Source organism: Agathobacter sp. LCP21S3_B2 (genome assembly GCF_052118705.1).
GTDB lineage: Bacteria > Bacillota > Clostridia > Lachnospirales > Lachnospiraceae > Roseburia.
Map to the genome: position 1 here is coordinate 1 of NZ_JBQKGQ010000007.1, position 24,479 is coordinate 24,479.

Here is a 24,479-nt window from a genome sequence, read left to right on the forward strand (position 1 = left end):
AGATAGTGGTCTTTTTCTATTCACTAAATAGGTGAAAAGCAATATTCAATTAAAATACAGTAACTGCGCGGAATTCAGCTGCTGATGCTGTTATTCCGTGAATAATTCAGGAATATTATTGTCATCAGATTATCAGGAGGTGTTTGTCTATGTTTCCGAAGGTAGTTCAGGTAGTACCTATGAAAGACTACACAGTATATGTGTATATTTAAGAAGAAATAGATTAATACTGCAATGAGACCTTTAAAAGTCAACATTGGCATCCTATGACTGTATTAGCGGGTTCAAATAGCTTGTAAAAATCCACATATTGTGATAACGTAAGGGCGTATGAATGTCAGCGATTTTTGAAGACAGACATTACAAATAATGAATAAGAGGCAGCAAAATGGATTTTGAAAGCAGAAGACAAAGAATTTTAGACAAGATGGAGGACAATTCTATAGCAATATTGTACTCAGGCATCGAGCACCATGTGAGTGCAGATGAGTATGATTTATTCACAGCACAGGCTAACCGCAATTTCTTCTATCTGACCGGACTTAGACGTGACAACATGGTCCTTGTACTGGATAAATGTGTAGAGCCTGCTAAGACGATGCTCTTCATAGAGGAGGCAGACCCTACGATGGAGCGCTGGTACGGCAGAAAGGTGACTATGGAGGAAGCCGAGGAAATATCAGGAATTGATGAAGTAGAATATATTTATGAGCTTGAGAGCACACTGGACAGGATAATGACGCGTGAGGATGTATACACAGCATATTTTGATACGTACCGTCATCAGAAAGTGGATTTGCCGGATTACAATGTGGTAAAAGCCAATGAATTTAAGACAGATTATCCGGGAGTTGCTGTGAAGAATCTATTCCCACTTGTGGCAGAGGAGCGTATGCAGAAGGATGAGGATGAGATTGAGCTGACCAAAAAGGCAATCGCTCTAACAAAGGACGGACTTTGCAATGTGATGGCCAATTTAAAGCCGGGCATGAAGGAATATCAGGCACAGGCAGATTTTGAATATATCATAAGACGTGGCGGTGCAGAGTGGACAGCTTTCCCTACAATCGCAGGAAGCGGAATGAATGGAACCATGCTTCATTATGACACAAATCGTGAGACGATGGAGGATGGAACATTGGTGCTTCTTGACCTTGGAGCCAGAATCGATGGCTACAATTCGGATATTACGAGAACATATCCGGTAAATGGCAGGTTCACCGAGCGCCAGAAACAGGTTTATGATATCGTGCTTGCCGCAAACCGAAAGATTGTCGAGGTTGCAAAGCCGGGAATGACTACAAAGGAATTAAATGAAGTATGTAAGGATGTGCTTGCAGACGGGCTTATGAAGCTTGGACTGATAAAGAATTCTGTAGAGATTTCTAAGTATTACATGCATGGCGTGTCACACCATCTGGGAATTGATGTGCATGACGTGACAGTTGACTCAAACAGCAGGCTTCGTCCGGGTGCAATCATCAGTGACGAGCCGGGACTGTATATAGATGAATGGGAAATAGGTATCAGGATTGAGGATGATGTGCTTATCACCGAGGATGGTGCAGTGTGTCTGTCGGAGGATATCATCAGAACCACGGAGGATATAGAGGCCTACATGGCAGAGCACAAAAAGAATTAATCGTGATAAATGATAAATTTTGCGGTTTATAATATTTTTATGTGACATAATCTGATTTATGTATTATAGTAGTGTTAGTACATCGAATAATAAGTTTCTGATGCATTGTTATTTCTTATTCGGTGTACTAGTACAGCAGTTATTTTTTATTGCTGTATAGGTACAACAAAAATAATTCGTTCGACAGATGAAAGGAGAACAACTATGGTAAAGAAGATTAATAGCAGTGAATTTGAACAGGTTAAAAATAATAAGGCTATCATTGTTGATTTTTCGGCAGAGTGGTGCGGTCCATGCAAGATGCTTGCGCCGGTAATGGAGCAGCTTTCTGATGAAATCACAGATGTGGAGTTTTACAATATTGATGTGGACGAGAATCCTGATCTGGCAGGAGAGTATCGTATAATGAATATTCCGGCAGTTATTGCAATCAAGGGCGGTCAGGTTGCCGGTCAGCAGATTGGTCTTGTGTCTAAGGATGAGATGAAGGGCTTTATAGACGGAGTTTTCTAAGACAAAGCGTTTTATGAAGCTTTCTAAGAAGCGAGAAGATACCTGCAATGAGCTTTTATGTGAATATGCAAGGTGTGATGCTTAACAGTTATTATGGATAGTGTAAACCGGGCAGGATATCGTGCCCGGTTTTACATTTTTTACATTTAAATTAGTTCTCCCGGAAGATTTTTCCAAAGATGAATCTAACAAGTGGTCCGGCAATGAATGTATCGAGAATAAAACCGGTTTCCTGTAATCTGTTCTTTGGCATTTTTCTTAATAGATAAGCAAAGCGTTTATGCGTACCAGGTATGTATTTTAGCGAGTACCAGAGAGTTTATACCTTGTAAACGTTTACTATTATGTTATACTGTAATCATTGCCGGGCATACTAATGTGTGAATGTGAACGGTAAACGGAAAAAGTAATAAGAACAGCAGGAGAAGGATTTTATGCTGTATCATAAATAAAAATGAGGTGAAAATCGTGCTTAAAGCAGAAAACTTAACTTTAAACGTAGATGATGAGGGCGGAAAGAAATGCCTTCTGAACAATATATCATTTCAGGTAGAGGACGGAGAAATGCTTGTCATTACCGGACCAAACGGAGGTGGAAAATCCACTCTGGCAAAGACCCTGATAGGTATTCAGACACCGGACAGCGGAAAGATTATACTTGACGGACAGGATATCACAGAGCTCGACATCAATCACAGGGCAAATGCGGGAATAGGCTTTGCATTCCAGCAACCACCGAGATTTAAGGGAATGACAGTCATGAAGCTGCTTAAGCTTGCCGCAAAGGATGAGCTTTCAGATAAGGAGTGCTGTGACCTTCTCACCGCAGTAGGACTCTGTGCAAAGGATTACATTTACCGCCAGATTGACAGCACACTCTCAGGTGGAGAGATGAAGAGAATTGAGATTGCATCAGTGCTTGCCAAGGAGCATTCGCTTTGTATATTTGACGAGCCGGAGGCCGGAATCGATCTGTGGAGCTTTTCAATGCTCATACAGAAATTCGAGGAAATCCATACTGAGAAAAAGCAGAGCCTCATAGTGATTTCACATCAGGAGAAAATCATAAATATGGCAGACCGCATCATGATAATTGATGGCGGAGAAATCAAGAAAATCGGCATAAAGGACGAGGTACTGCCTTATCTCAATGGTGTACAGAAATGTCACAAATGCGTAGAGAGACTGGAGGGAAGAGCATAATATGGTAAAGCTTGACAACGTAACAGAGGGCGTATTGGACGTCATAAATGATAATAAATTCAGTCAGACCGGTGCCTTTAATCTGCGTGAAAACGGCACATCAATCTGCCATGGAGACAGCGAGCACATCAAGATAAAGAAAAAGACGGACAAGCCCGGCATTGATATTTATATTGATGGAAAGACGGACGGAGAGGCTGTCTATATCCCTGTAGTGCTCAGCAAATCAGGCATGACAGACCTTGTATACAACGATTTCTATGTGGAGGATGGCGCAGATGTAAGGATTGTGGCAGGCTGCGGAATCCACAACAGCGGCTGCAACGAGAGCAGACACGACGGCATCCATACCTTCCATGTAGGCAAAAATGCGAATGTCCGATATGAGGAAAAGCACTACGGCGAGGGAAACGGAACAGGTGCGAGAGTGCTCAACCCTGTAACAAATATATTTGTGGGTGAGAATTCTGTTTTCACACTCGATACAGCACAGATAAAGGGTGTTGATTCTACAGTCCGTGAGACCAATGTGGAGCTTGGAAAGGACGCAAAGCTCTATGTCACAGAGCGTCTCATGACAGATGGAGAGCAGAAGGCGGAGTCGAACATCGAGGTGCAGTTAAACGGAGAGGACAGCTCTGCGCAGATTATTTCCAGATCCGTAGGAAAAGGAAATTCTGTCCAGACCTTCCATCCAAATGCCATCGGCAACAGCAAATGCCAGGCTCATATCCAGTGTGATTCTATCATCATGGATCATGCAGAGGTCGGTTCAATCCCTGAAATCAGGGCAAAAAATATCGATGCGGCTATCATACATGAGGCAGCAATCGGCAGGATAAACGACGAGCAGCTTCTCAAGCTCCGTACACTCGGGCTTACAGAGGAAGAGGCAGAGGAAGTTATCATACAGAATTTCTTAAACTAAATCAGGCGTAAATAGAAACCCCGGAGTGTGATATTGATATGCTATCAAAGCATACAATACGCTCCGGGGTTTATTTTATGTTACTGTTCACGCCTAACAGTGTGACCAGTAGCTATTTTACAACGGCAACCGGTTACTACAAAAATGCAAATTAGCATAAACTTGTAATTTTGACATAAACAGTAAACAACAGTAAAATAAAATTAAAACAGTAAACAACAGTAAAAATGGGAGACCGATATGCAAAATCCATTTACACTTACATTTGGGAGAAGTATACTAGTACAGCGAATAATAAGTAATTGATATATTGACCGGTCTGCGATTCCGATAGCACATGCCAAAAAGCCTTGACGTAGCCCGCTACGCCTGCGTTTTTTGACATGCACTCTCGAAACCGCATCCTCGCTCAATGTATCAACAACTTAATTTTCGCTGTACTAGAGTCTGTTGAGAGTCTGGTACGGATTAAAATAAGGAGTCAAAATGAAAGCGTATTATCATCTACCGGGATTGTTTGAATTTTATGAATTATACAAAGAATTTCTCCCACTGTACCGCAAGCACCGGGAATATTTCTATGACTGGTGCGACATAGGCTCAATATACGGTGCACCGGCAGACTGCATATGGGGCGGAGGCCGCGTTGGTTTTGGTGAGCACGATTCGAAGGAAGTGCTTAGGCTGATGCAGGAATATGGGATATCCGCGAGACTTACCTTTAGCAATTCATTGCTTACAAAGGAGCATCTTCCTGACAAAAAATGTAACGAACTGTGCAGGATATTTGATATAGGCGGAGATAATGAGCGAAGCAGGGGCTTTGGAAACGGCATAATCATCTACTCAGATATTCTGCTTGATTACATAAAAGAAAACTACCATGACTTTTATTTTGTGTCTTCAACCACAAAGGTTCTGACGGATTTCTGTGAATTTGAAAATGAGCTAAACAGAGAGGAATTCCGCTATGTAGTACCGGATTTCAGGCTGAACAAATCATTTGATAAACTGAAAGCATTATCACAGCATCAAAAGGATAAAGTAGAATTTTTGTGCAATGAGTGCTGCTGGTTTGGCTGCATGGACAGGAAGAAATGCTACGAGACGGTTAGCCGCAAAAATCTGGGCGAGGATTGCCCGGAGCATTATTGCACTGCACCTGATGCGGGGCAGGGATATCTCTTTTCGAAGGCGATGGAAAATCCCGGCTTTATCGGAATAGATGATATAAAAAACACTTATCTGCCGATGGGCTTTAGCAATTTTAAAATAGAGGGCAGAGGGCTTGGAAGTGCCATGGTACTTGAATTTCTGCTCTACTATATGACGAAGCCACAGTATCAGATACATGTCAGAGAGCACATTTATCTCGATAATATGCTGGATTTATTTTGAAATATAAAAACTATTATTTTTTTAAGATTATTTGCATTATAATGTAAATAATATGATTAAAGGGTCAAAAGGTATCATCGATGCATGCCTGCATGCAATTCGATGTATACATTTTGACCTGCACTACACCGAGAAAGTAGCAATTTGCTATACATTAACGATAACAGGAAGGATGATTCTCAAAAATGAATATTAGAAGAGCACAAGAAAAAGACATACCAAGACTTATAGAATTGTTAGAGCAGGTGCTTCAGATCCATGCCGATATCAGACCGGATATTTTTATCCCGGGAACGACAAAATATACAAATGAAGAGCTTGCAGAAATGATAAAGGACGATACAAAGCCGATATATGTTGCGGCAGATGATGACGATGTATGCATGGGATATGCATTCTGTCAGATAAGACAGCAGCCGTTTTCTAACAATATGGTGCCGTTTACATCACTTTTCATAGATGATCTGTGTGTAGATGCAAAGACCAGAGGACAGCATATCGGAGAGCAGCTTTTTGAATATGTCAAGAATGAGGCAAAGCATCTCGGCTGCTACGAGGTCACTCTCAATGTATGGAGCGGAAACACATCTGCTGAGAAATTTTATGAGAAGATGGGGCTTAAGACAAAGGAACGCCAGATGGAGTATATTTTATAGAAAACCAGAATGCCGACTAATCTAAAATCAGACTTTAGATTAGTCGGTGTTTTTGATTGATTAGAGCGCAGAGGATCTTGAAGTTGATAGAGTAGAATAAAAGGCTTGTGATATGAAAGCCAGGATACTATTATGCCACATAATGCCATCCACGTTATCTGCATATACATGAAACTATGACAAGTATTGCAGGATCTGAGTTATTAGGAAAGTATAAATCGGTATATGATAAGGCCACACTGACAAATCAAACCGAAATTCGAACACAGCACAAGCAATTCAGGAGTCATGACCTGAGCTGTGGTCCGTGCATCCGAGTGAGGTGGCAATTTAATAGATTTTATTAAGAAAGTAGGACTAAATTAGCATAATGTTCAATAGCCATAGGTTGATAGCATAGTAGGAAGGACTTGGGGAGCTGTAATCTCTAAAACTTCAAAAACAGCACCCAAATCCAGCCCAAAAGCCTGGGAAAATCCGAGAAAAAGTAGCTGAAACTGCAGAAATCCCAAAAACAGCACCCAAAACCCAGCAAAATATCCGGAAAAGACCAGGCAAATAGTAGCTGAAACTGCAGAAATCCCAAAAACAGCACCCAAAACCCAGCAAAATATCCGGAAAAGACCAGACAAAAAGTAGCTGAAACTGCAGAAATCCCAAAAACAGCACCCAAAACCCAGCAAAATATCCGGAAAAGACCAGGCAAATAGTAGCTGAAATCAGTATAAACCCCAAAACAGCTCAAAAATAAAGCCTGTTTTTTATATTTACATCGTGCTTTCAAACAAATGGAGACCATAATCTCCGCTTTTGAAGAAAAATGGGAAAAGGAATTGTAGAGCAGTTAAGTCTCTATTTACAAAATGAATTTCCAGCAATTTCGGATTTGTACTATGGAGACATCATGTGGAAACAGTAAAAGATGCTTATGATTTCGGTTTTGTATCACTTTCTGTAGGATATGATGAGGAAGAGTTGGAAGATGCATTAGAGCAGAATATTACATGCTTCTTGTTAGAGCATGGATTAGGGTTTGCCTTTATAGTAAGACAGAAAGAGATTATCGTCGCTGTTAAAACAAGAAAAATAGATATGCTTTTTTATCATATTAAGCTTTGCTGTTATGTAGTTGTTGGTCCTTTAAACATACAATTTATTTTAAAATGTATGTTGACAAATACAAAAAGGAGTGATAAACTTTAAACAAATTTAGCGAGATAAAGCATTAAATCGTTAAAGAAATTCAAACAGTATAAAAGTTTGCACAATTAAATAAATTGTAAACCGTTGAAGCGGAGATAACGGCAATGATGCCCTTACAGAGAGCCTGTGGTGCTGAGAATCAGGTGTGAAACAAGTTGTCAAATGGACCGCTGAGGGCGCAGTCAAATGGATTTATTTTTCATCCAGATATCCAGAGTATTCTGCGACGTGAGGGCATACGTCATTTGTCCGGGATATGTTGGTATCCTGCCAAGCGCACGAGCTTTATCGTGAATTCAAGGTGGCACCGCGGATAGTTAAGATTATTCGTCCTTGACAGAACTAAAATTCTGTCAGGGGCGTTTTTTAGTGAACAAAGAGGTACAATGGAGTTTGCAAGTCTGCATGCTCGCATGCAAGCTTGCGAACGAACATTGGACTGCACAACATAAAGCGAGAATTGTAGCAGTGCAAGCTGCACAGAAGCCTCGAAGAGGCGAATTCGAGCTGTATGTTGGACGTTTGTTCACCGCAAAAAATGAAAGCTGTATGTTGGACGTTTTGTTCACACAAACACAAAATTTGGAGGTAAGCATATGAAAATTTCACCTACACTGACCGAAGTTAAAGAAATAGCAAAAACCGGGAAGTATGACATTCTCCCTGTAAGCTGTGAGATATTATCAGATTTTATCACACCTATAGAGGCTATGAGGATTTTGCAGAATGTTTCAACACATTGTTATCTGCTTGAATCAGCACAGGCCAATGAAGCCTGGGGAAGATATACATTTTTGGGATATGATCCAAAGCTTGAGATTAACTGCATAGATGGTCACATGAAACTTGGAAAGCTTTCGGTGGAGACGGAAAATCCTTCAGAGTACATCAGACAGATTCTTTCAGAGTACAAGAGTCCTAAATTTGATTATCTGCCTTCGTTTACAGGTGGCCTTGTAGGTTATTTTTCGTATGATTATCTGGGCTACAAGGAGAAAAGCATCAGAGGAAAAGCAAGGGACACAGAGGATTTCAAGGATGTTGATCTGATGCTTTTTGATAAGGTAATAGCATTTGACAATCTGTGCCAAAAGATAATACTAATCGCAAATATGTCACTTGATGCTCCGGAAACAGGCTACAACAAAGCGATTGTTGAGCTAAAGCAGCTTAGGGAGCTTCTGATGCACGGAGAGAAAAAACAGAATATGGGTGGCAAGCTGCTGGGCGAGGTCACACCGCTTTTTGATAAGGAGCAGTATTGTGAGATGGTCGAGAAGGCAAAGCAACATATCAAAGAGGGGGATATTTTTCAGATAGTTTTATCCAACAGATTGAGCGCACCGTTTGAGGGAAGCCTTTTTGATACCTACCGCGTGCTTCGAACGATAAATCCTTCGCCGTACATGTTTTATTTTTCGGGAACCGATGTGGAGGTTGCGGGAGCATCTCCGGAGACACTTGTGAAGCTTGAAAATGGAGTGCTTCACACATTCCCGCTGGCAGGCACGAGGCCGAGAGGTGCCACAGCAGAGGAGGACAAAAAGCTTGAGGAAGGGCTGCTTAAGGACGAAAAAGAGCTCGCAGAGCACAATATGCTGGTGGACCTTGGAAGAAATGACCTCGGAAAGGTAAGTAAATTCGGAAGTGTACAGGTAGAAAAGCTTCATTCCATAGAGCGATATTCACATGTGATGCATATAGGCTCGACAGTGCGTGGAGAGATAAGAGAAGAGTATGACGCACTCGATGCAATTGAGGCCGTGCTCCCGGCAGGAACACTTTCAGGAGCACCAAAAATCAGAGCGTGTCAGCTTATCGGAGAGCTTGAGGACAACAAGCGAGGCATTTACGGTGGCGCGATTGGATATATAGATTTTACAGGAAATATGGACACATGTATTGCAATCCGTATTGCCTACAAGAAAAACGGCAAGGTTTTCGTGAGAAGCGGAGCGGGAATCGTTGCGGATTCAGATCCTGAGAAGGAATTTCAGGAGTGCATAAACAAGGCAAAGGCTTCTCTTAAGGCACTAGAAGTCTCACAGGAGGTGGAAGAATGATTTTACTGATTGATAACTACGACAGCTTTTCCTACAATCTGTATCAGCTAATCGGCGAGATAGAGCCTGATATCAGAGTAATCAGAAATGATGAGATGACAGTTGAAGAGATTAGGGCTTTAAAGCCTGACCGCATCATATTATCACCGGGACCGGGAAGGCCTGAGGATGCGGGCGTGATAATAGCTGTGGCAAAGGAGCTTGGAAAGGAAATCCCAATCCTTGGCGTGTGCCTCGGCCATCAGGCAATATGTGCAGCATACGGTGCGACAGTTACATATGCAAAGGAGCTCATGCACGGAAAGCAATCGGATGTATCGTTTGACACAGAAAGCCTTTTATTCAAGGGTTGCCCCAAAAAAGCAAAGGTAGCACGTTACCATTCGCTTGCTGCAGATGCGGACACAATGCCTGATTGCCTAAAGATTACAGCCACTACAGATGATGGTGAGATCATGGCTGTTGAGCACAAGGAATATCCGATATACGGTGTGCAGTTTCACCCGGAGTCAATCATGACACCGGACGGAAAGCAGATGCTTAGTAATTTTATCAAAGCTTAATTGAAAATTGCAGCGTTTAATGAATTTATATATTAGTTGTTGAATTGAAAACAAATAGCAGAATAAAATCATAAACAAAATTATAAACGAAATATCATCGGAATACAGGAGGACATAATCATGATAAAAGAAGCCATAGTAAAAATCGTAAATAAAGAAGACCTCACATATGACGAGGCATATGCAGTGATGAATGAGATCATGGGCGGTGAGACAACACCAACCCAGAATGCAGCTTTTCTTGCAGCTCTTTCCACAAAGAGCGCAAAGGCTGAGACAACAGACGAAATCGCAGGCTGTGCAGCAGCCATGAGAGAGCATGCGGTACAGGTGAAAACAGGTATGGATGTGTTCGAAATCGTAGGAACAGGCGGAGACAATGCACAGAGCTTCAACATTTCAACAACCTCAGCACTTGTTGCAGCAGCAGGTGGCATGAAGGTGGCAAAGCACGGAAACAGGGCAGCCTCTTCATTATGCGGCACAGCAGACTGCCTTGAGGCACTCGGCGTCAATATAGACCAGAGCCCTGAGAAATGTGTAGAGCTTTTAAATAAAGTCGGCATGTGCTTCTTCTTTGCACAGAAATATCATACATCAATGAAATATGTCGGACCTATCAGAAAAGAGCTTGGTTTTAGAACAGTATTCAATATTTTAGGACCGCTCACAAATCCGGGTTCACCGGCCATGCAGCTTCTGGGAGTGTATGATGAGTATCTTGTAGAGCCGCTTGCACAGGTGCTTGTAAGCCTCGGAGTAAAGCGCGGAATGGTAGTATATGGCATGGATAAGCTCGATGAGATTTCCATGAGCGCACCGACCAAGGTATGCGAGATAAAGGACGGATGGTTCAGAAGCACAGTAATCTCACCGGAGGATTTCGGTTTTGAGCGCTGTACAAAGGAGGATTTAAAAGGCGGTACACCTGAGGAAAATGCAAAAATCGTACGTGATATCTTAAGCGGACAGAAGGGTCATAAGAGAAATGCAGTACTCATGAACGCAGGCGCATCACTTTATATAGGAGGAAAGGCCGACAGCATGAAAGATGGTATCGAGCTTGCAGCAGAAATCATTGATTCAGGAAAAGCACTTGAAACACTCGATAAGCTCATCGAGGTAAGCAACAGCTAGGCACATAAAACAGGAAAGGATAAGCGATGAATATTTTAGACCAGCTTGCAGAATATTCAAGGCTTCGCGTGGCAGAGGACAAGAAAAAAATAAGCCTTGATGAAATAAAAAATATCGCGACTCAGACGAAAAACGAAAAGCTTTGTGATTTTGCATTTGAAAAAGCACTCAAAAAGGATGGCTTGAGCTTCATATGCGAGTGCAAGAAGGCTTCGCCGTCAAAGGGGCTTATAGAGCCGGATTTCAGATATCTTGAAATTGCAAGGGAATACGAGGAGGCAGGTGCGGATTGCATCTCGGTACTGACAGAGCCAAAGTGGTTTTTAGGCTCGGATGAGTATCTTAAGGAGATTGCAAAAACGGTTTCGATTCCGTGCATCCGAAAAGATTTTACGGTCGATGAATATCAGATATATCAGGCAAAGACACTCAGTGCCGCTGCGGTGCTTTTAATCTGCTCTATACTGTCAGATGTGCAGCTTGGTGAATACATAAAAATCTGTGACAGCCTTGGCATAAGCGCCCTTGTGGAGATACACAATGAAAAAGAGGCAGGGATGGCGGTAAGAGCCGGTGCCAGAATAATAGGTGTCAACAACCGCAATCTGAAGGATTTTACAGTTGATACAGCTAACAGCAAAAAGCTGCGCGACCTGATTCCCGATGACATCATATTTGTATCGGAAAGTGGTGTAAAGAGCACAGACGATATCAGGGCAATACGTGAAATCGGAGCTGACGCAGTGCTTATCGGAGAGACGCTGATGAGAGCGGACGACAAAAAGGCTAAGCTTGATGAATTGCGATTAAGCTAATAGAGATATATAAGTATCTTCATGGTTTTAAGAATATCTGTAACTATTCAGTACAGAAAACAAAATATTTACAAATATACATCAGAAGGGAAAACATCATGACAAATCCAAACGGAAGATTTGGTATTCACGGAGGACAGTACATTCCTGAAACCCTCATGAATGCCGTTAAAGAATTAGAAGAAGCATACAATTATTACAAAAACGATCCTGAATTTAACAGAGAGCTTACAGAGCTTCTCAACGATTATGCAGGAAGACCATCGAGACTGTACTACGCAGAAAAGATGACAAAGGATCTCGGAGGAGCAAAAATATACCTTAAGAGAGAGGATTTAAACCATACAGGAGCCCACAAGATCAACAACGTATTAGGTCAGGCACTTCTTGCAAAGAAAATGGGCAAAACCCGACTGATAGCTGAGACCGGAGCCGGTCAGCACGGCGTGGCAACAGCAACGGCCGCAGCCCTTATGGGTATGGAATGTGTTGTATTCATGGGCGAGGAGGACACAAAGCGTCAGGCGCTCAATGTATACCGCATGCGTCTGCTCGGAGCAGAGGTTATCCCTGTTACATCAGGCACAGCCACGTTAAAGGATGCCGTATCGGAGGCAATGAGAGAGTGGACCAAGAGAATTTCAGACACACATTACTGCCTTGGCTCAGTTATGGGACCACATCCGTTCCCTACCATCGTAAGAGATTTCCAGGCGGTCATCTCAAAGGAAATCAAGGAGCAGATGCTTGAAAGGGAGCACAGACTGCCTGATGCGGTTATCGCATGTGTGGGCGGCGGCTCAAATGCCATTGGAAGCTTTTACAACTTCATAGAGGATGAGGGAGTTGAGCTCATCGGCTGCGAGGCAGCAGGAAGAGGAATAGATACCTTTGAGACTGCAGCTACAGTAAATACAGGCCGTCTTGGTATCTTCCACGGCATGAAGTCATATTTCTGTCAGGATAAATACGGACAGATTGCTCCGGTTTATTCAATTTCTGCAGGACTTGACTATCCGGGAGTCGGACCGGAGCACGCATATCTGCACGATATCGGAAGAGCAAAATATGTACCGGTAACAGATGATGAAGCGGTAAATGCTTTTGAATACCTCGCAAAGACAGAGGGAATCATCCCTGCAATCGAGTCCTCACATGCAGTGGCATATGCCATGAAGCTGGCGCCTACAATGGACAAGGACAAGATAATCGTTGTTACTGTTTCAGGCAGAGGAGACAAGGACTGCGCGGCAATAGCAAGATACAGAGGGGAGAATATTTATGAGTAAGATAAGAAGTGCGTTTGAAAACGGCAAGGCATTTATACCATTTATCACCTGTGGTGATCCAAATTTAGAGACAACTGCAAAAATCGTAAGAGAAGCAGTTGCAAACGGAGCAGACCTTATAGAGCTTGGAATTCCATTCTCTGATCCTACAGCAGAGGGACCTGTAATCCAGGGCGCCAACATAAAGGCGCTTGCAGCCGGAGTTACAACAGACAAGGTTTTTGACCTTGTGAGAGATTTGAGAAAAGATGTCACAATTCCTATGGTTTTCATGACATATGCAAACGTGGTTTACTCTTACGGCGCAGAAAATTTTATCAGTACATGTAAGGAAATAGGCATTGACGGACTCATTCTGCCGGATATCCCATATGAGGAAAAGGAAGAGTTTTTACCACTCTGCGAGAAATATGATGTGGACCTTATTTCATTTATCGCACCTACATCAAAGGATCGCATTGCGATGATAGCAAAGGAGGCAACCGGCTTCATTTATGTGATTTCAAGCCTCGGAGTCACCGGTACAAGAAGCGAGATTAAGACAGATTTGGCTTCAATAGTCAAGGTAATCAGAGAAAACACAGATGTGCCATGTGCTATAGGCTTTGGTATTTCAACACCCAAGCAGGCAAAGAAGATGGCTGATATCTCGGATGGTGCCATTGTGGGCTCTGCCATCATCAAGATAATCGATGAGTATGGTGAGGCTTCACCAAAGTATGTCGGTGAGTATGTTAAAGCAATGAAGGATGCGCTGTAATTTGTATTGACCGCTTGACAAAATTATTGGTTAATTCATAATAGTGATATGAGGGTCAAAAGGTATTTTGACCCTTTAATCATAATAGTAAAAAGATGCAGATTTGCAAATATGATGAGAATTAACGTGGAGATACAATAATGCAGGAAAATGAGAAAGACAAAAGATTAGAAAAACAGCTTGATTTCATCAGAGAAATCGACAAGGAAAAAGAGATATTCCGCCAGACTTATTTAGCCGATGCAAGCCGCAAGGAAAATGATGCGGAGCATGCCTGGCATATGGCTATCATGACCATGCTCTTGAGCGAGTATGCCAATGAGAAGATAGACGTGCTAAAGACAGTAGGAATGCTTTTGATACACGACATAGTAGAGATTGACGCAGGAGACACATATGCCTATGATGAGGCAGGCAAGGCCACACAGCATGAGCGTGAGCAGAAGGCAGCGGAGCGTATATACGGACTCTTGCCAAAGGAACAGGGCGAGCCGCTTTTAAAGCTGTGGGAGGAATTTGAGGCGCAGCAGACACCGGAAGCCAGATTTGCCCACACCATGGACAATATCCAGCCAATGCTCCTAAACGATGCATCGGGCGGGCTTTCATGGCGTGAGCACAGTGTAAAGCTGTCGCAGATACTCGGCAGAAATAAGTGCACAGCACTTGGCTCAGAGAAAATATGGGATTATGCGTTTAACAATATACTGAAAAAGCATGTTGAGAGCGGAAACATCATAGATGATGAGGGCGTCTTCTCTGTGGAAGCCGGTGCGTGTGCAAAAGCCGGCGAGCGTAATGGACGGTAATAATGATTTACTGAAAAATCCTTTGAAAAATCACGTATAATTCTATTGTAGACAGTCGTCTTGTATGATATACTTTATTGGATTAAATCGGTGAACTATAAATCAAATGTAATTATTCAAGGTGGCTCGAATTGTTACATGACAATTATATTGAGCTTCATCGAAATCCACAGAATAAAACACACGGAGGAATCAAAATGAATATTGTATGCTTAGACCTTGAGGGAGTATTGGTACCTGAAATCTGGATTGCATTTGCAAAGGAGACAGGCATTCCTGAGCTTGAAAAGACAACAAGAGATGAGCCTGATTATGATAAGCTCATGAACTATAGAATAAATATTTTAAAGGAGCACGGACTCGGATTAAAAGAAATCCAGGAGACAATCGCAAAGATAGATCCAATGCCTGGCGCAAAGGAGTTTTTGGATGAGCTTCGTTCAATCACACAGGTAATCATCATCAGTGATACATTTTCACAGTTTGCAGGTCCGCTCATGAAGAAGCTCGGCTGGCCGACAATCTTTTGTAACGAGCTTGAGGTTGCTGAAGATGGCGAGATTACAGGCTTTAGAATGAGATGTGAGCAGTCAAAGCTTACAACTGTAAAGGCACTGCAGTCTATCGGATACGATACCATCGCAAGCGGTGACAGCCACAACGATTTAGGTATGATACAGGCCAGCAAGGCAGGTTTCCTTTTCAGAAGCACAGATGCCATCAAGAAGGACTACCCTGAGCTTCCTGCATATGAGACATATGATGAGCTGCTTGCAGCGATTAAAGCAGCATTATAATAAACCGGATAATTATTTGTTCGGAAAGTAATAAATATAGTTGATAAACAGCTTCCCACATGATATTTTGGAGTGGATACATCCACCTGTACATGTGGGAAGTTTCTATATATTTATGTCATGCAAAATCATATGAAAGAAGGTAGAGTGAAGATGTATACGGTAACACACATATATGAGGCTGATTTTGGCTGTGAGGAAAGAGCAGACGGCGCAAAAGCAAAATGCGTGGTTTATCTCGAGGACGAAAACGGCAGACAGCGTCATGTAGAGGTTGAGGATGAATGGCTTACGGCAAATGGGATAGAAGAGGGAAGCAGCTGGAAAGAAAATATCACAGATGAAGCCTGAATCATAAACTATGAGATTAATTATGTGATTAGAGTATGTGAATAAATTTTGTGTAGATGCACATTGTGTATTGACAACCGTGCAAAAGGTGCTATAATAAAATCAACATATGAACAATCATTCATATGTTCAATAAAAAACGTACAGTAAAACAAATAATTCATGAAAATAAGGAGAACACCACTATGAGGAAGACTTACAAAATCGATGTAGACTGCGCTAACTGCGCCAACAAGATGGAGGATGCCGCAAAGAATACAGCAGGTGTAAAGGATGCTACAGTCAATTTCATGACACTCAAGATGAGCGTTGAGTTTGAAGAGGGACAGGATGCAAAGGCTGTTATGCAGGAGGTTCTTAAGAACTGTAAAAAGGTAGAGGACGACTGCGAGATTTTCTTATAAATTGCCGGGCGCAGGAATGACAAACGATATTATTTCAATGCCTGCGCTATAGTAAGGGTGATTATTAAGAGATTATAATGAATGGAGCTATGGCGTATGAATAAAAAGCAGAAAAAAGTACTTGCGCGTATCATAATCGCAGCGGTACTCATGATTATATTACATTTCATACCGGTTAAGGGAATTATCAGGTTCCTGCTTTACATGGTGCCTTATCTGGTTATAGGATACGATATCCTGAAAAAAGCATTTAAGGGAATCAAAAACAAGCAGGTATTTGATGAAAACTTCCTGATGGCGGTTGCCACTGTAGGTGCGATAGCGGTTGCACTTTATGAGAATGGTGACTATACAGAGGCTATAGCCGTTATGCTCTTCTACCAGATAGGAGAGCTGTTTCAGAGCTATGCAGTCGGAAAGAGCCGTAAGAATATCAGCGAGCTCATGGACATCAGACCCGACTATGCCAATATTGAGGTGGACGGAAAGCTCACCCGGGTTGACCCTGATGAGGTTGCTATCGGCTCAGTAATCGTGGTACAGCCCGGAGAAAAGGTTCCTATTGATGGCGTGATAGTTGAGGGTTCATCTACATTAAACACCAGCGTGCTTACAGGTGAGAGCGTGCCGAGGGATGCAAAATGCGGTGATGAGATAATCAGCGGATGCATCAATATGTCCGGTGTTTTAAAGATTAAAACCACCAAAGAGTTTGGCGAATCAACGGTTTCAAAGATACTTGACCTCGTTGAAAATTCAAGCTCAAAGAAATCAAAATCAGAAAACTTCATATCAAAATTTGCCAGGTATTACACTCCGGCAGTCTGCTACAGTGCACTTGCACTTGCGATACTGCCACCGCTTGTCAGAATACTTTTCATGTCAGCCGCACCACAGTGGGGCAGCTGGATATACAGGGCACTTACCTTCCTTGTAATAAGCTGTCCGTGCGCGCTGGTCATCAGTATTCCGCTCAGCTTTTTTGCAGGAATCGGAGGCGCCAGCCGCGAGGGTGTTCTTGTAAAGGGCTCAAACTATCTTGAGACCTTATCACAGACCAGATACGTTGTATTTGACAAGACCGGCACCATGACAGAGGGCGTTTTCGAGGTGGCAGGAGTCTACGACAATACGCTCGATAGAAAAAAGGTGCTCGAGTACGCAGCACTTGCAGAGAGCAGCTCATCGCATCCAATCAGCAGGAGCTTACAGAAGGCATATGGAAAGGAAATCGACAGAACCCGCGTGACAGACGTTGAGGAAATCAGTGGCCACGGAATCACTGCAAAGGTAGATGGCGTATCTGTAGCGGCAGGAAACTATAAGCTTATGAAAAAGCTGGGCTTAAGCTACAGTGAAACTGACAAGGTCGGCACCATAGTCCATATCGCAATAGACGGCAGATATGAGGGCTATATCCTTATCTCAGATAAGATAAAGCCAACCTCAGCGGCAGCAATAAAGGCATTGAAAAAAGCCGGAATAAAAGGTACAATAATGCTTACAGGCGATTCAAGGACAGTAGCCGACTCAGTAGCGGCAGAGCTGGGAATTGATGAAGTCTACAGTGAGCTTTTACCGGGCGATAAAGTGGCAAAGGTAGAAGAACTGCTTGCAAGAAAGGGCAGCAAAGAAAAGCTCGCCTTCGTCGGAGACGGAATCAACGATGCACCGGTGCTCTCAAGAGCAGATATCGGAATTGCAATGGGCGCCATGGGCTCAGATGCAGCAATCGAAGCCGCAGATATCGTCCTCATGGATGATGATCCGCTAAAGATAGCAAAAGCAATAAAAATATCGCGCAAATGCCTGCGAATAGTATATGAAAACACATACTTCGCAATAGGCATCAAGCTGATCTGCCTCGTGCTCGGAGCAGTCGGAATAGCCAATATGTGGCTCGCAATATTTGCAGATGTAGGAGTAATGGTGATCGCAGTGCTAAATGCAATCCGCGCATTATTCGTACACAAGCTCTAAATGCATAGAGCCCAAAAAGCAGATATCAAAGCATGATGAAACTACTATATAAAAAATACCAGACAGAATGCACCCAAGAGGTGCACTCTGTCTTTCGCGTATAATAAAAGAAGTTACTGTTCACACGAAAGTGTGACAGTAACAAAAGACAATTAAACGGCAATAGCTAATAAACAAAAGCTAAGTAAATTCCTGCAGTGCCCTTACACGCATCCGGACCAGCCCCGTAACTGCGAAGGCACTGAGCAGTTACGCTCCCGCCAATACGACGCGTCAACACCCTTCAATGAGCCAAAACCTAAGGGGGCTTGCAGAAATTGCATGAGACATCGCGAATATGGAGATATTTAGAGTCTGTTGGAATTATGTCACAACGCAGCAATGTCCGTGCATGGACGCACGGACAAGGCGTTAGCGCCACGGACGGCGCTAAAAGCCGGTTGCGTCCTATAGCCAAAACCTAAATCATAATTCCTACAGAGTCTTAATATCGAAATACTGAGCGAGGGCACATGCAATTTCTGCAAGCACCCGCCCCATAGCCAATAAAGTAAAAATAACGCAAAAATAATGAAAGAATAACGTAGAAAGGACACCACCATGAGCGAAAACATAAATGAACAGATAGAATGCTGCGACTGCAACGAAATCCACGAAGACCTTCTGAAAATAGTAAATGATACAATGCCGGAGGAAACCGAGCTCTACGACCTTGCAGAGCTTTTTAAGGTATTTGGCGATTCCACCCGTATCAGAATCCTCTTTGTGTTGTTTGAAGCGGAGGTATGCGTCTGCGACCTTGCAAAGGTGCTCAACATGACACAGTCCGCCATATCACACCAGCTTAGGATATTAAAGGCAAACAAGCTTGTAAACAGCAGACGTGAGGGCAAATCAGTGTTTTATTCACTTGCCGACGGACATGTGCGCACAATCATTGCGCAGGGACGTGAGCATATCGAGGAATAATACAGGGAGGAATATACGTGACAGAATTAGAAGAATACTATAACAAATTCAACGAGGAAAAGCGCCTGAACAGCCGTCACGGCAGGGTAGAGTTTATCACCTCCATGAAGTATATACACGATTGTCTTGGCAGCCTGATGAATGAGAAGCAGCTTGATCTTCACTCACAAATCAAAATACTGGATGTAGGTGCGGGAACAGGCAGATATTCAGTGCCTCTTGCCGAGGAAGGCTATGATGTGACAGCACTCGAGTTAGTTAAGCATAACCTCGGCAGACTGAAGCAAAAGAGCGATAAAGTAAAGGCATACCAGGGCAATGCCACAAGGCTTAAAAAGTTTGGAAACGATGAATTTGACCTCACACTCGTATTCGGACCTATGTATCATCTTAAATCGGCGGAGGAAAAGCTTACCGCATTGAATGAGGCAAAAAGAGTGACAAAACCGGGCGGTTACATACTTGTAGCATACATTATGAATGAGTACAGCGTGATAACCTATGCCATAAAGGAGAAGCATATAAAAGAGGGCATAGAGGGCGGAATGCTCGATGAGAGCTTCCATTGTACAGAAAAAGCTAATGATTTGTACAGTTTTGTCCGATTAGAAGATATAGAGGCATTAAACGCACAGGCAGCGCTTACACGCGAAAAGATAATAGCAGCCGATGGCGCGGCAAATTATATCAGGCCATTTTTGAATGCTCTTGACGAGGAAGAGTTTGATATGTTTGTACAGTATCATCTTTCAACATGTGAGAGAGCAGACCTGATGGGAGCAAGTGCGCACACGGTTGACATTCTAAGGGTGTGAGGAATATGAGGAGAAATTATGAAAAACAAGGGATTAAAAATTCTATTATCTGTGCTTTTGGTTTTATGCATCATTATGGCGGGAGCACTCATAGGAAAAGAATATATTGGAGATAATATAAAGGAAGCCTCTAACCGGAATGGTGTGGATGTAGTTAAAGACACATCGGATGCCGGAAAAGCAGGGGATAACGCAGTTGACAGTATGGCAGAAGGCACAGCGAATACACAGTCTGATGCAGCCGAAGCTGAGGCAACAGAAGCGGATACACAGCAGCCACAGATGTCAACCATAGTGATTACGGCTACAGGAGACTGTACACTCGGCAACAATCAGGAGCAAAGCTATGACGGCAGCTTTAATTCTTATTATGACTCAAAGGGACAGGACTACTTTTTCGGCGGCGTGAGAGATATTTTTGAGGCTGACGATATGACACTCATCAATCTGGAGTGTGTGCTGTCGGATGCCACGGAGCGCGTCGAAAAGCGCTGGAACCTTAAGGGAAAGCCTGAGTACATTGGAATTATGACGGGCAGCTCCATCGAGGCCTGCAGTCTTGGAAACAATCACACATACGACTATGGTCAGGCGGGACTGGACGATACGAGAAATGTGCTCGATAATGCCGGGATAGTGTACGGCTTCAATGATCATACCGGTATTTATGAGACTGCTGATGGGACAAGGATTGGAATAGTGTCGGTCAGCCTTTTGTCACAAAACGGTGACCGAGAGGCATATATCCAAAACGGTATAGCGCAGCTTCGCGAGCAGGGAGCGGCGATAGTTATCGCATGCTGCCACTGGGGCATAGAGGGTGACCATTACCCTAATGACTATCAGCAGGCGGCGGCACACCGTATCATCGACTGGGGAGCAGACCTGGTAGTCGGAAACCACCCTCATGTACTGCAGGGGATGGAGGTCTATAACGGCAAAATGATATGCTACAGCCTTGGAAATTTCTGCTTCGGAGGCAATAAAAATCCGGCAGACAAGAATACGGCAATTTATCAGCAGGCATTTACTCTGATAAACGGTGAATTGCAGCCGGGCATAGAAGCGCAGATTATTCCATGCACCTTAAGCAGCACGAGCGCATACAATGATTTCAGACCGACAGTGGCTTCTGGCGAAAAAGCTCAGGAGATATGCAGTTTAATGAACACATATTCACAAAATTGTAGTAATATAGAGATTGATGAGCTTGGAAATCTGCATGTAAATTAATAGCAGATTTTGCAACTGTGAAGGTACTGAACAGATTAGTTACGATTTTTAACGAATTAAGATAAAAAGCAGTCATGCAACAAATGGCATGTACCATCATACAAATATAGTAAGGGAGCAAAGAGCAATATGTATATGTGGAGAGAGCGCAGTAAAGAAGAAAAGCATGAGGATGTAGTAAATACAGGCCTGCAGCCGCTTGATGTGGTAGAGGGATTTAAGATACGTCCGGGCTTTTTCAGAATGTACGGAGCGTGCGTGGCATCGAACGGAGTGAGCTTTACCATCAATTCCCATGGAGCAACAAGGTGCACTCTTTTATTGTTCAAGCCACAGGCACCAAAGCCGTATGCGAGGATTCCGTTTCCTGATTCATATAGGATAGGAGATACCTACTCCATGCTAGTTTACGACATAAAGCCGGATGAATTTGAGTATGCATTTTCATTTGACGGACCTTATGAGCCGGCAAAGGGACTTTTGTTTAACGAGGAAAATGTCCTTTTAGACCCATATTCCAGAGCGGTCACTGGACAGCGAAAATGGGGAGAAAAGCCGGAGGGTGGCAAGGATTTTGAGTACAGAGCCAGAGTTGTAAAAAGCAGCTTTGACTGGGGCAACATAAAGCAGCTTGAGCAGCCCTTTGAGGATCTTGTGATTTATGAGACACATGTGAGGGGCTATACAAAGGATAAGTCCTCTGGAGTCAGCGCACCGGGCACATTTGCCGGTTTGAAGGAAAAGATTCCGTATCTTAAGGACCTTGGAATAAATGCAGTGGAGCTCATGCCGATTTTTGAGTTTGATGAGATGGAGAGCGCGAGAGTGGTCGATGGTGTGCAGCTTTACAATTACTGGGGCTACAACACAGTATCATTTTTTGCACCGAATACCAGCTATGCCTTCAACGAGGAGCACAACCACGAGGGAGATGAGCTGAAATCGCTGATAAAGGCTTTAAAGGAAAATGGCATAGAGGTCATTCTTGATGTGGTGTTCAACCATACCGCTGAGGGAAATGAGATGGGACCGTGCTTCTCCTTCAAGGGAATAGACAATAACGTGTACTATATGCTGACACCGGATGCACACTACTACAATTTCAGTGGCTGTGGAAACGTTATGAACTGTAATCATCCTGTTGTGCGCAGCTTTATCATAGACTGTCTGAGACACTGGGCCATTGAGTACAGAGTGGATGGCTTCAGATTTGACCTGGCTTCCATTCTCGGAAGAGACCAAAACGGTGCACCTATGGCCAATCCGCCGATTCTTGAGTCGCTGGCATTCGACCCGGTACTTGGCAAGATGAAGCTCATCGCAGAGGCCTGGGATGCAGGCGGACTGTATCAGGTGGGAAGTTTCCCGTCATGGAACAGATGGGCTGAGTGGAACGGCAGATACAGGGATGACATGAGAAGCTTTTTAAAGGGCGATGACGGTATGGCGGGAAATGCCATCGCACGTATCACCGGCTCACGCGACCTTTACAGCCCGGAGAGCAGAGGACACAAGGCATCAGTCAATTTCATGACCTGTCATGATGGCTTTACACTGTATGATCTTTATTCATACAATGAAAAGCACAATGAGAAAAACGGCTGGAATAACACAGACGGAGACAACAACGGACATAGCTGGAACTGTGGCGCAGAGGGTGAGACAGACGATCCAAATGTAAACGGACTTAGAAGGCGCCTTATAAAGAATGCATTTGCAGCGCTTTTGTGCAGCCGTGGTCCGGCAATGTTTTTTGCGGGCGATGAGTTCTGCAACACCCAGTTTGGAAACAACAATGCGTATTGTCAGGACAATATCATTTCATGGCTCGACTGGAGCAGGCTTGAGGAATTCAAGGAAATCCATGATTTCGTGCGTCATATGATTCAGTTCAGGAAAGAGCATCCTATACTCAGAAAGATGACAAAGCCTTCATCCTGCCAGTTCCCGGAAATCAGTGTGCACAACGGTACACCGTTCAATGCCTCAACGGATTACAAGACAAAGCTTATCGGCATCATGTATGCCGGAAGAAATGAGGAGGACACGGAGGATGATATTGTATTCTATTGCATGAATGCATATTGGGAGCCACTTGTGACGCAGCTTCCGGTGCTTCCGAACGGAAAACACTGGCATGTGGACACCAACACCAATGCAGAGTATTTTGACGGAGAGGACTTCACGGCAAAGACAGAGCTTTTGGGTGTCAACACCATAAGAGTTCCTGCGAGGACCACGATAATACTTGTGGCAGAATAACAATAAAATCTGCGGCCTGCATACAATTCGATGTATACCTTATTGACCCGCACTACACCGAGAAAGTAGCAATTTGCTACGAGGACGCAGGAAATTTGCGGATTTCGAGGTGTAGTCAGATTACGGGAATACGTAGCATGTAGTAATCTGATTAATCATAAATGAGGGGCAAAATAGTTTTTGCCCCTCATATCATATATATAGTAAAAACAGCCCGGCACACATTGTGATATGTGCACCGGGCTGTTTTTCGTTACTGTTTTGGCTTAGACAGTAACATTCCTCCTTTCATTTTAATATATTTTATGTGACAGTTGTGGCAGCAGCCGGTGATGGTTGTGAAGTGATACCGGAAGGCCTTGTATATATCACATAATCAGTTGTGAGTTGGACAAATTTCGTCGATGAATCCGAGAAGATAATCGGGAGTGACACCGAAAACTGTGCACAAATTGCATATAATCAGATAGTCCGGTGTCCGTCTGCCGGTTCGGTAGCCTGATATGGCTGATTCAGAGCAGCATAAGATTTCGGCAAGAGACTTATTGGTCAAAGCGTGAAGTCTCATCAGGTAGTCAAGTCTTTCCGGAAGTGTTTCATGGATTTTTGATAATTCCTTTTTGGTTAATGGTTTATGTAATTCTCTCATGAGCTGATTGTAGCCCATGAAGTGCGTATAGCACCTAAAA

General features: G+C 43.3%; 23 protein-coding genes. 22 read left to right on the forward strand and 1 reads right to left on the reverse strand.

What is annotated here, in order from left to right:
- Nucleotides 1-388 precede the first annotated feature (388 nt).
- The 22 genes from ACTQ1L_RS06405 to glgX all read left to right on the forward strand — a co-directional run bounded on the left by ACTQ1L_RS06405 (nucleotide 389) and on the right by glgX (nucleotide 23,790).
- Nucleotides 389-1,642 carry an aminopeptidase P N-terminal domain-containing protein gene (locus ACTQ1L_RS06405; RefSeq protein WP_306783262.1) on the forward strand — a complete coding sequence of 418 codons (1,254 nt, stop codon included), beginning with the start codon at nucleotides 389-391 and terminating at the stop codon, nucleotides 1,640-1,642.
- Nucleotides 1,643-1,846: 204 nt separating this feature from the next.
- On the forward strand, nucleotides 1,847-2,155 hold the full coding sequence (gene trxA / locus ACTQ1L_RS06410; RefSeq protein WP_441366063.1) for a thioredoxin: 309 nt from the start codon (nucleotides 1,847-1,849) through the stop codon (nucleotides 2,153-2,155).
- Nucleotides 2,156-2,623: 468 nt separating this feature from the next.
- Nucleotides 2,624-3,358, forward strand: coding sequence for an ABC transporter ATP-binding protein (locus ACTQ1L_RS06415; protein ID WP_441366065.1), 735 nt, complete (start codon nucleotides 2,624-2,626; stop codon nucleotides 3,356-3,358).
- A 1-nt stretch (nucleotide 3,359) separates the two neighbouring features.
- A complete protein-coding gene (locus ACTQ1L_RS06420; protein ID WP_109258729.1) occupies nucleotides 3,360-4,286 on the forward strand; it encodes a SufB/SufD family protein in 927 nt (308 codons plus the stop codon).
- Nucleotides 4,287-4,772: 486 nt separating this feature from the next.
- The gene (locus ACTQ1L_RS06425) at nucleotides 4,773-5,684 is read left to right on the forward strand and encodes a hypothetical protein (protein ID WP_441366067.1); all 912 of its coding nucleotides are present in this window, start codon (nucleotides 4,773-4,775) and stop codon (nucleotides 5,682-5,684) included.
- 185 nt (nucleotides 5,685-5,869) lie between these two features.
- Complete coding sequence (locus ACTQ1L_RS06430) at nucleotides 5,870-6,340, forward strand: GNAT family N-acetyltransferase (RefSeq protein ID WP_118326971.1); 471 nt, start codon at nucleotides 5,870-5,872, stop codon at nucleotides 6,338-6,340.
- Nucleotides 6,341-7,246: 906 nt separating this feature from the next.
- A complete protein-coding gene (locus ACTQ1L_RS06435) occupies nucleotides 7,247-7,543 on the forward strand; it encodes a PDDEXK nuclease domain-containing protein (protein ID WP_441366069.1) in 297 nt (98 codons plus the stop codon).
- Between the two features lie 596 nt (nucleotides 7,544-8,139).
- Nucleotides 8,140-9,606 carry an anthranilate synthase component I gene (gene trpE, locus ACTQ1L_RS06440; protein WP_441366071.1) on the forward strand — a complete coding sequence of 489 codons (1,467 nt, stop codon included), beginning with the start codon at nucleotides 8,140-8,142 and terminating at the stop codon, nucleotides 9,604-9,606.
- Complete coding sequence (locus tag ACTQ1L_RS06445; protein ID WP_012743734.1) at nucleotides 9,603-10,169, forward strand: anthranilate synthase component II; 567 nt, start codon at nucleotides 9,603-9,605, stop codon at nucleotides 10,167-10,169. Before trpE ends, ACTQ1L_RS06445 begins: the two co-directional genes overlap by 4 nt.
- A 120-nt stretch (nucleotides 10,170-10,289) precedes the next feature.
- Complete coding sequence (trpD, locus tag ACTQ1L_RS06450; RefSeq protein WP_441366072.1) at nucleotides 10,290-11,306, forward strand: anthranilate phosphoribosyltransferase; 1,017 nt, start codon at nucleotides 10,290-10,292, stop codon at nucleotides 11,304-11,306.
- 26 nt (nucleotides 11,307-11,332) lie between these two features.
- Nucleotides 11,333-12,121, forward strand: coding sequence for an indole-3-glycerol phosphate synthase TrpC (trpC, locus tag ACTQ1L_RS06455; protein WP_441366074.1), 789 nt, complete (start codon nucleotides 11,333-11,335; stop codon nucleotides 12,119-12,121).
- Nucleotides 12,122-12,219: 98 nt separating this feature from the next.
- Nucleotides 12,220-13,410 (forward strand): tryptophan synthase subunit beta, encoded by a 1,191-nt coding sequence (gene trpB / locus ACTQ1L_RS06460; protein WP_441366076.1) that lies wholly within the window; start codon nucleotides 12,220-12,222, stop codon nucleotides 13,408-13,410.
- Nucleotides 13,403-14,170 (forward strand): tryptophan synthase subunit alpha, encoded by a 768-nt coding sequence (trpA, locus tag ACTQ1L_RS06465; RefSeq protein WP_441366077.1) that lies wholly within the window; start codon nucleotides 13,403-13,405, stop codon nucleotides 14,168-14,170. The genes trpB and trpA overlap by 8 nt, the downstream gene beginning before the upstream one ends.
- 140 nt (nucleotides 14,171-14,310) lie before the next feature.
- Complete coding sequence (locus ACTQ1L_RS06470) at nucleotides 14,311-14,979, forward strand: HD domain-containing protein (protein WP_441366079.1); 669 nt, start codon at nucleotides 14,311-14,313, stop codon at nucleotides 14,977-14,979.
- A gap of 197 nt (nucleotides 14,980-15,176) precedes the next feature.
- Complete coding sequence (gene thrH / locus ACTQ1L_RS06475; protein WP_012743726.1) at nucleotides 15,177-15,776, forward strand: bifunctional phosphoserine phosphatase/homoserine phosphotransferase ThrH; 600 nt, start codon at nucleotides 15,177-15,179, stop codon at nucleotides 15,774-15,776.
- Between the two features lie 153 nt (nucleotides 15,777-15,929).
- Nucleotides 15,930-16,127, forward strand: a complete 198-nt coding sequence (locus ACTQ1L_RS06480) for a hypothetical protein (protein ID WP_055223291.1) — start codon at nucleotides 15,930-15,932, stop codon at nucleotides 16,125-16,127.
- Between the two features lie 185 nt (nucleotides 16,128-16,312).
- Entirely contained in the window at nucleotides 16,313-16,531 is a 219-nt protein-coding gene (locus tag ACTQ1L_RS06485; RefSeq protein WP_441366080.1) for a cation transporter, read from the forward strand.
- A 96-nt stretch (nucleotides 16,532-16,627) separates the two neighbouring features.
- Nucleotides 16,628-18,511 carry a heavy metal translocating P-type ATPase gene (locus tag ACTQ1L_RS06490; RefSeq protein WP_441366081.1) on the forward strand — a complete coding sequence of 628 codons (1,884 nt, stop codon included), beginning with the start codon at nucleotides 16,628-16,630 and terminating at the stop codon, nucleotides 18,509-18,511.
- Between the two features lie 600 nt (nucleotides 18,512-19,111).
- Nucleotides 19,112-19,480 carry an ArsR/SmtB family transcription factor gene (locus ACTQ1L_RS06495; RefSeq protein ID WP_012743722.1) on the forward strand — a complete coding sequence of 123 codons (369 nt, stop codon included), beginning with the start codon at nucleotides 19,112-19,114 and terminating at the stop codon, nucleotides 19,478-19,480.
- Between the two features lie 17 nt (nucleotides 19,481-19,497).
- Nucleotides 19,498-20,295, forward strand: coding sequence for a class I SAM-dependent methyltransferase (locus tag ACTQ1L_RS06500; RefSeq protein ID WP_441366083.1), 798 nt, complete (start codon nucleotides 19,498-19,500; stop codon nucleotides 20,293-20,295).
- Nucleotides 20,296-20,313: 18 nt separating this feature from the next.
- A complete protein-coding gene (locus tag ACTQ1L_RS06505) occupies nucleotides 20,314-21,528 on the forward strand; it encodes a CapA family protein (protein WP_441366085.1) in 1,215 nt (404 codons plus the stop codon).
- 129 nt (nucleotides 21,529-21,657) lie between these two features.
- Nucleotides 21,658-23,790: a glycogen debranching protein GlgX gene (glgX, locus tag ACTQ1L_RS06510; protein WP_441366086.1), complete on the forward strand. Its 2,133-nt coding sequence runs from the start codon at nucleotides 21,658-21,660 to the stop codon at nucleotides 23,788-23,790.
- 376 nt (nucleotides 23,791-24,166) lie between these two features.
- Here the strand turns inward: glgX and ACTQ1L_RS06515 are convergent, their stop codons facing one another.
- On the reverse strand, nucleotides 24,167-24,457 hold the full coding sequence (locus ACTQ1L_RS06515) for a helix-turn-helix domain-containing protein (protein ID WP_321111335.1): 291 nt from the start codon (nucleotides 24,455-24,457) through the stop codon (nucleotides 24,167-24,169).
- Nucleotides 24,458-24,479: the final 22 nt, after the last annotated feature.

Coding starts and splice junctions, on each gene's coding strand:
- ACTQ1L_RS06515 (WP_321111335.1), bottom strand. CDS start 24,457: ATGGGCTACAATCAGCTCATGAGAGAATTACATAAACCATTAACCAAA.
- ACTQ1L_RS06405 (WP_306783262.1), top strand. CDS start 389: ATGGATTTTGAAAGCAGAAGACAAAGAATTTTAGACAAGATGGAGGAC.
- trpE (WP_441366071.1), top strand. CDS start 8,140: ATGAAAATTTCACCTACACTGACCGAAGTTAAAGAAATAGCAAAAACC.
- ACTQ1L_RS06445 (WP_012743734.1), top strand. CDS start 9,603: ATGATTTTACTGATTGATAACTACGACAGCTTTTCCTACAATCTGTAT.
- trxA (WP_441366063.1), top strand. CDS start 1,847: ATGGTAAAGAAGATTAATAGCAGTGAATTTGAACAGGTTAAAAATAAT.
- ACTQ1L_RS06505 (WP_441366085.1), top strand. CDS start 20,314: ATGAAAAACAAGGGATTAAAAATTCTATTATCTGTGCTTTTGGTTTTA.
- trpC (WP_441366074.1), top strand. CDS start 11,333: ATGAATATTTTAGACCAGCTTGCAGAATATTCAAGGCTTCGCGTGGCA.
- ACTQ1L_RS06485 (WP_441366080.1), top strand. CDS start 16,313: ATGAGGAAGACTTACAAAATCGATGTAGACTGCGCTAACTGCGCCAAC.
- trpD (WP_441366072.1), top strand. CDS start 10,290: ATGATAAAAGAAGCCATAGTAAAAATCGTAAATAAAGAAGACCTCACA.
- trpB (WP_441366076.1), top strand. CDS start 12,220: ATGACAAATCCAAACGGAAGATTTGGTATTCACGGAGGACAGTACATT.
- ACTQ1L_RS06420 (WP_109258729.1), top strand. CDS start 3,360: ATGGTAAAGCTTGACAACGTAACAGAGGGCGTATTGGACGTCATAAAT.
- ACTQ1L_RS06480 (WP_055223291.1), top strand. CDS start 15,930: ATGTATACGGTAACACACATATATGAGGCTGATTTTGGCTGTGAGGAA.
- ACTQ1L_RS06425 (WP_441366067.1), top strand. CDS start 4,773: ATGAAAGCGTATTATCATCTACCGGGATTGTTTGAATTTTATGAATTA.
- thrH (WP_012743726.1), top strand. CDS start 15,177: ATGAATATTGTATGCTTAGACCTTGAGGGAGTATTGGTACCTGAAATC.
- glgX (WP_441366086.1), top strand. CDS start 21,658: ATGTATATGTGGAGAGAGCGCAGTAAAGAAGAAAAGCATGAGGATGTA.
- ACTQ1L_RS06490 (WP_441366081.1), top strand. CDS start 16,628: ATGAATAAAAAGCAGAAAAAAGTACTTGCGCGTATCATAATCGCAGCG.
- trpA (WP_441366077.1), top strand. CDS start 13,403: ATGAGTAAGATAAGAAGTGCGTTTGAAAACGGCAAGGCATTTATACCA.
- ACTQ1L_RS06430 (WP_118326971.1), top strand. CDS start 5,870: ATGAATATTAGAAGAGCACAAGAAAAAGACATACCAAGACTTATAGAA.
- ACTQ1L_RS06470 (WP_441366079.1), top strand. CDS start 14,311: ATGCAGGAAAATGAGAAAGACAAAAGATTAGAAAAACAGCTTGATTTC.
- ACTQ1L_RS06495 (WP_012743722.1), top strand. CDS start 19,112: ATGAGCGAAAACATAAATGAACAGATAGAATGCTGCGACTGCAACGAA.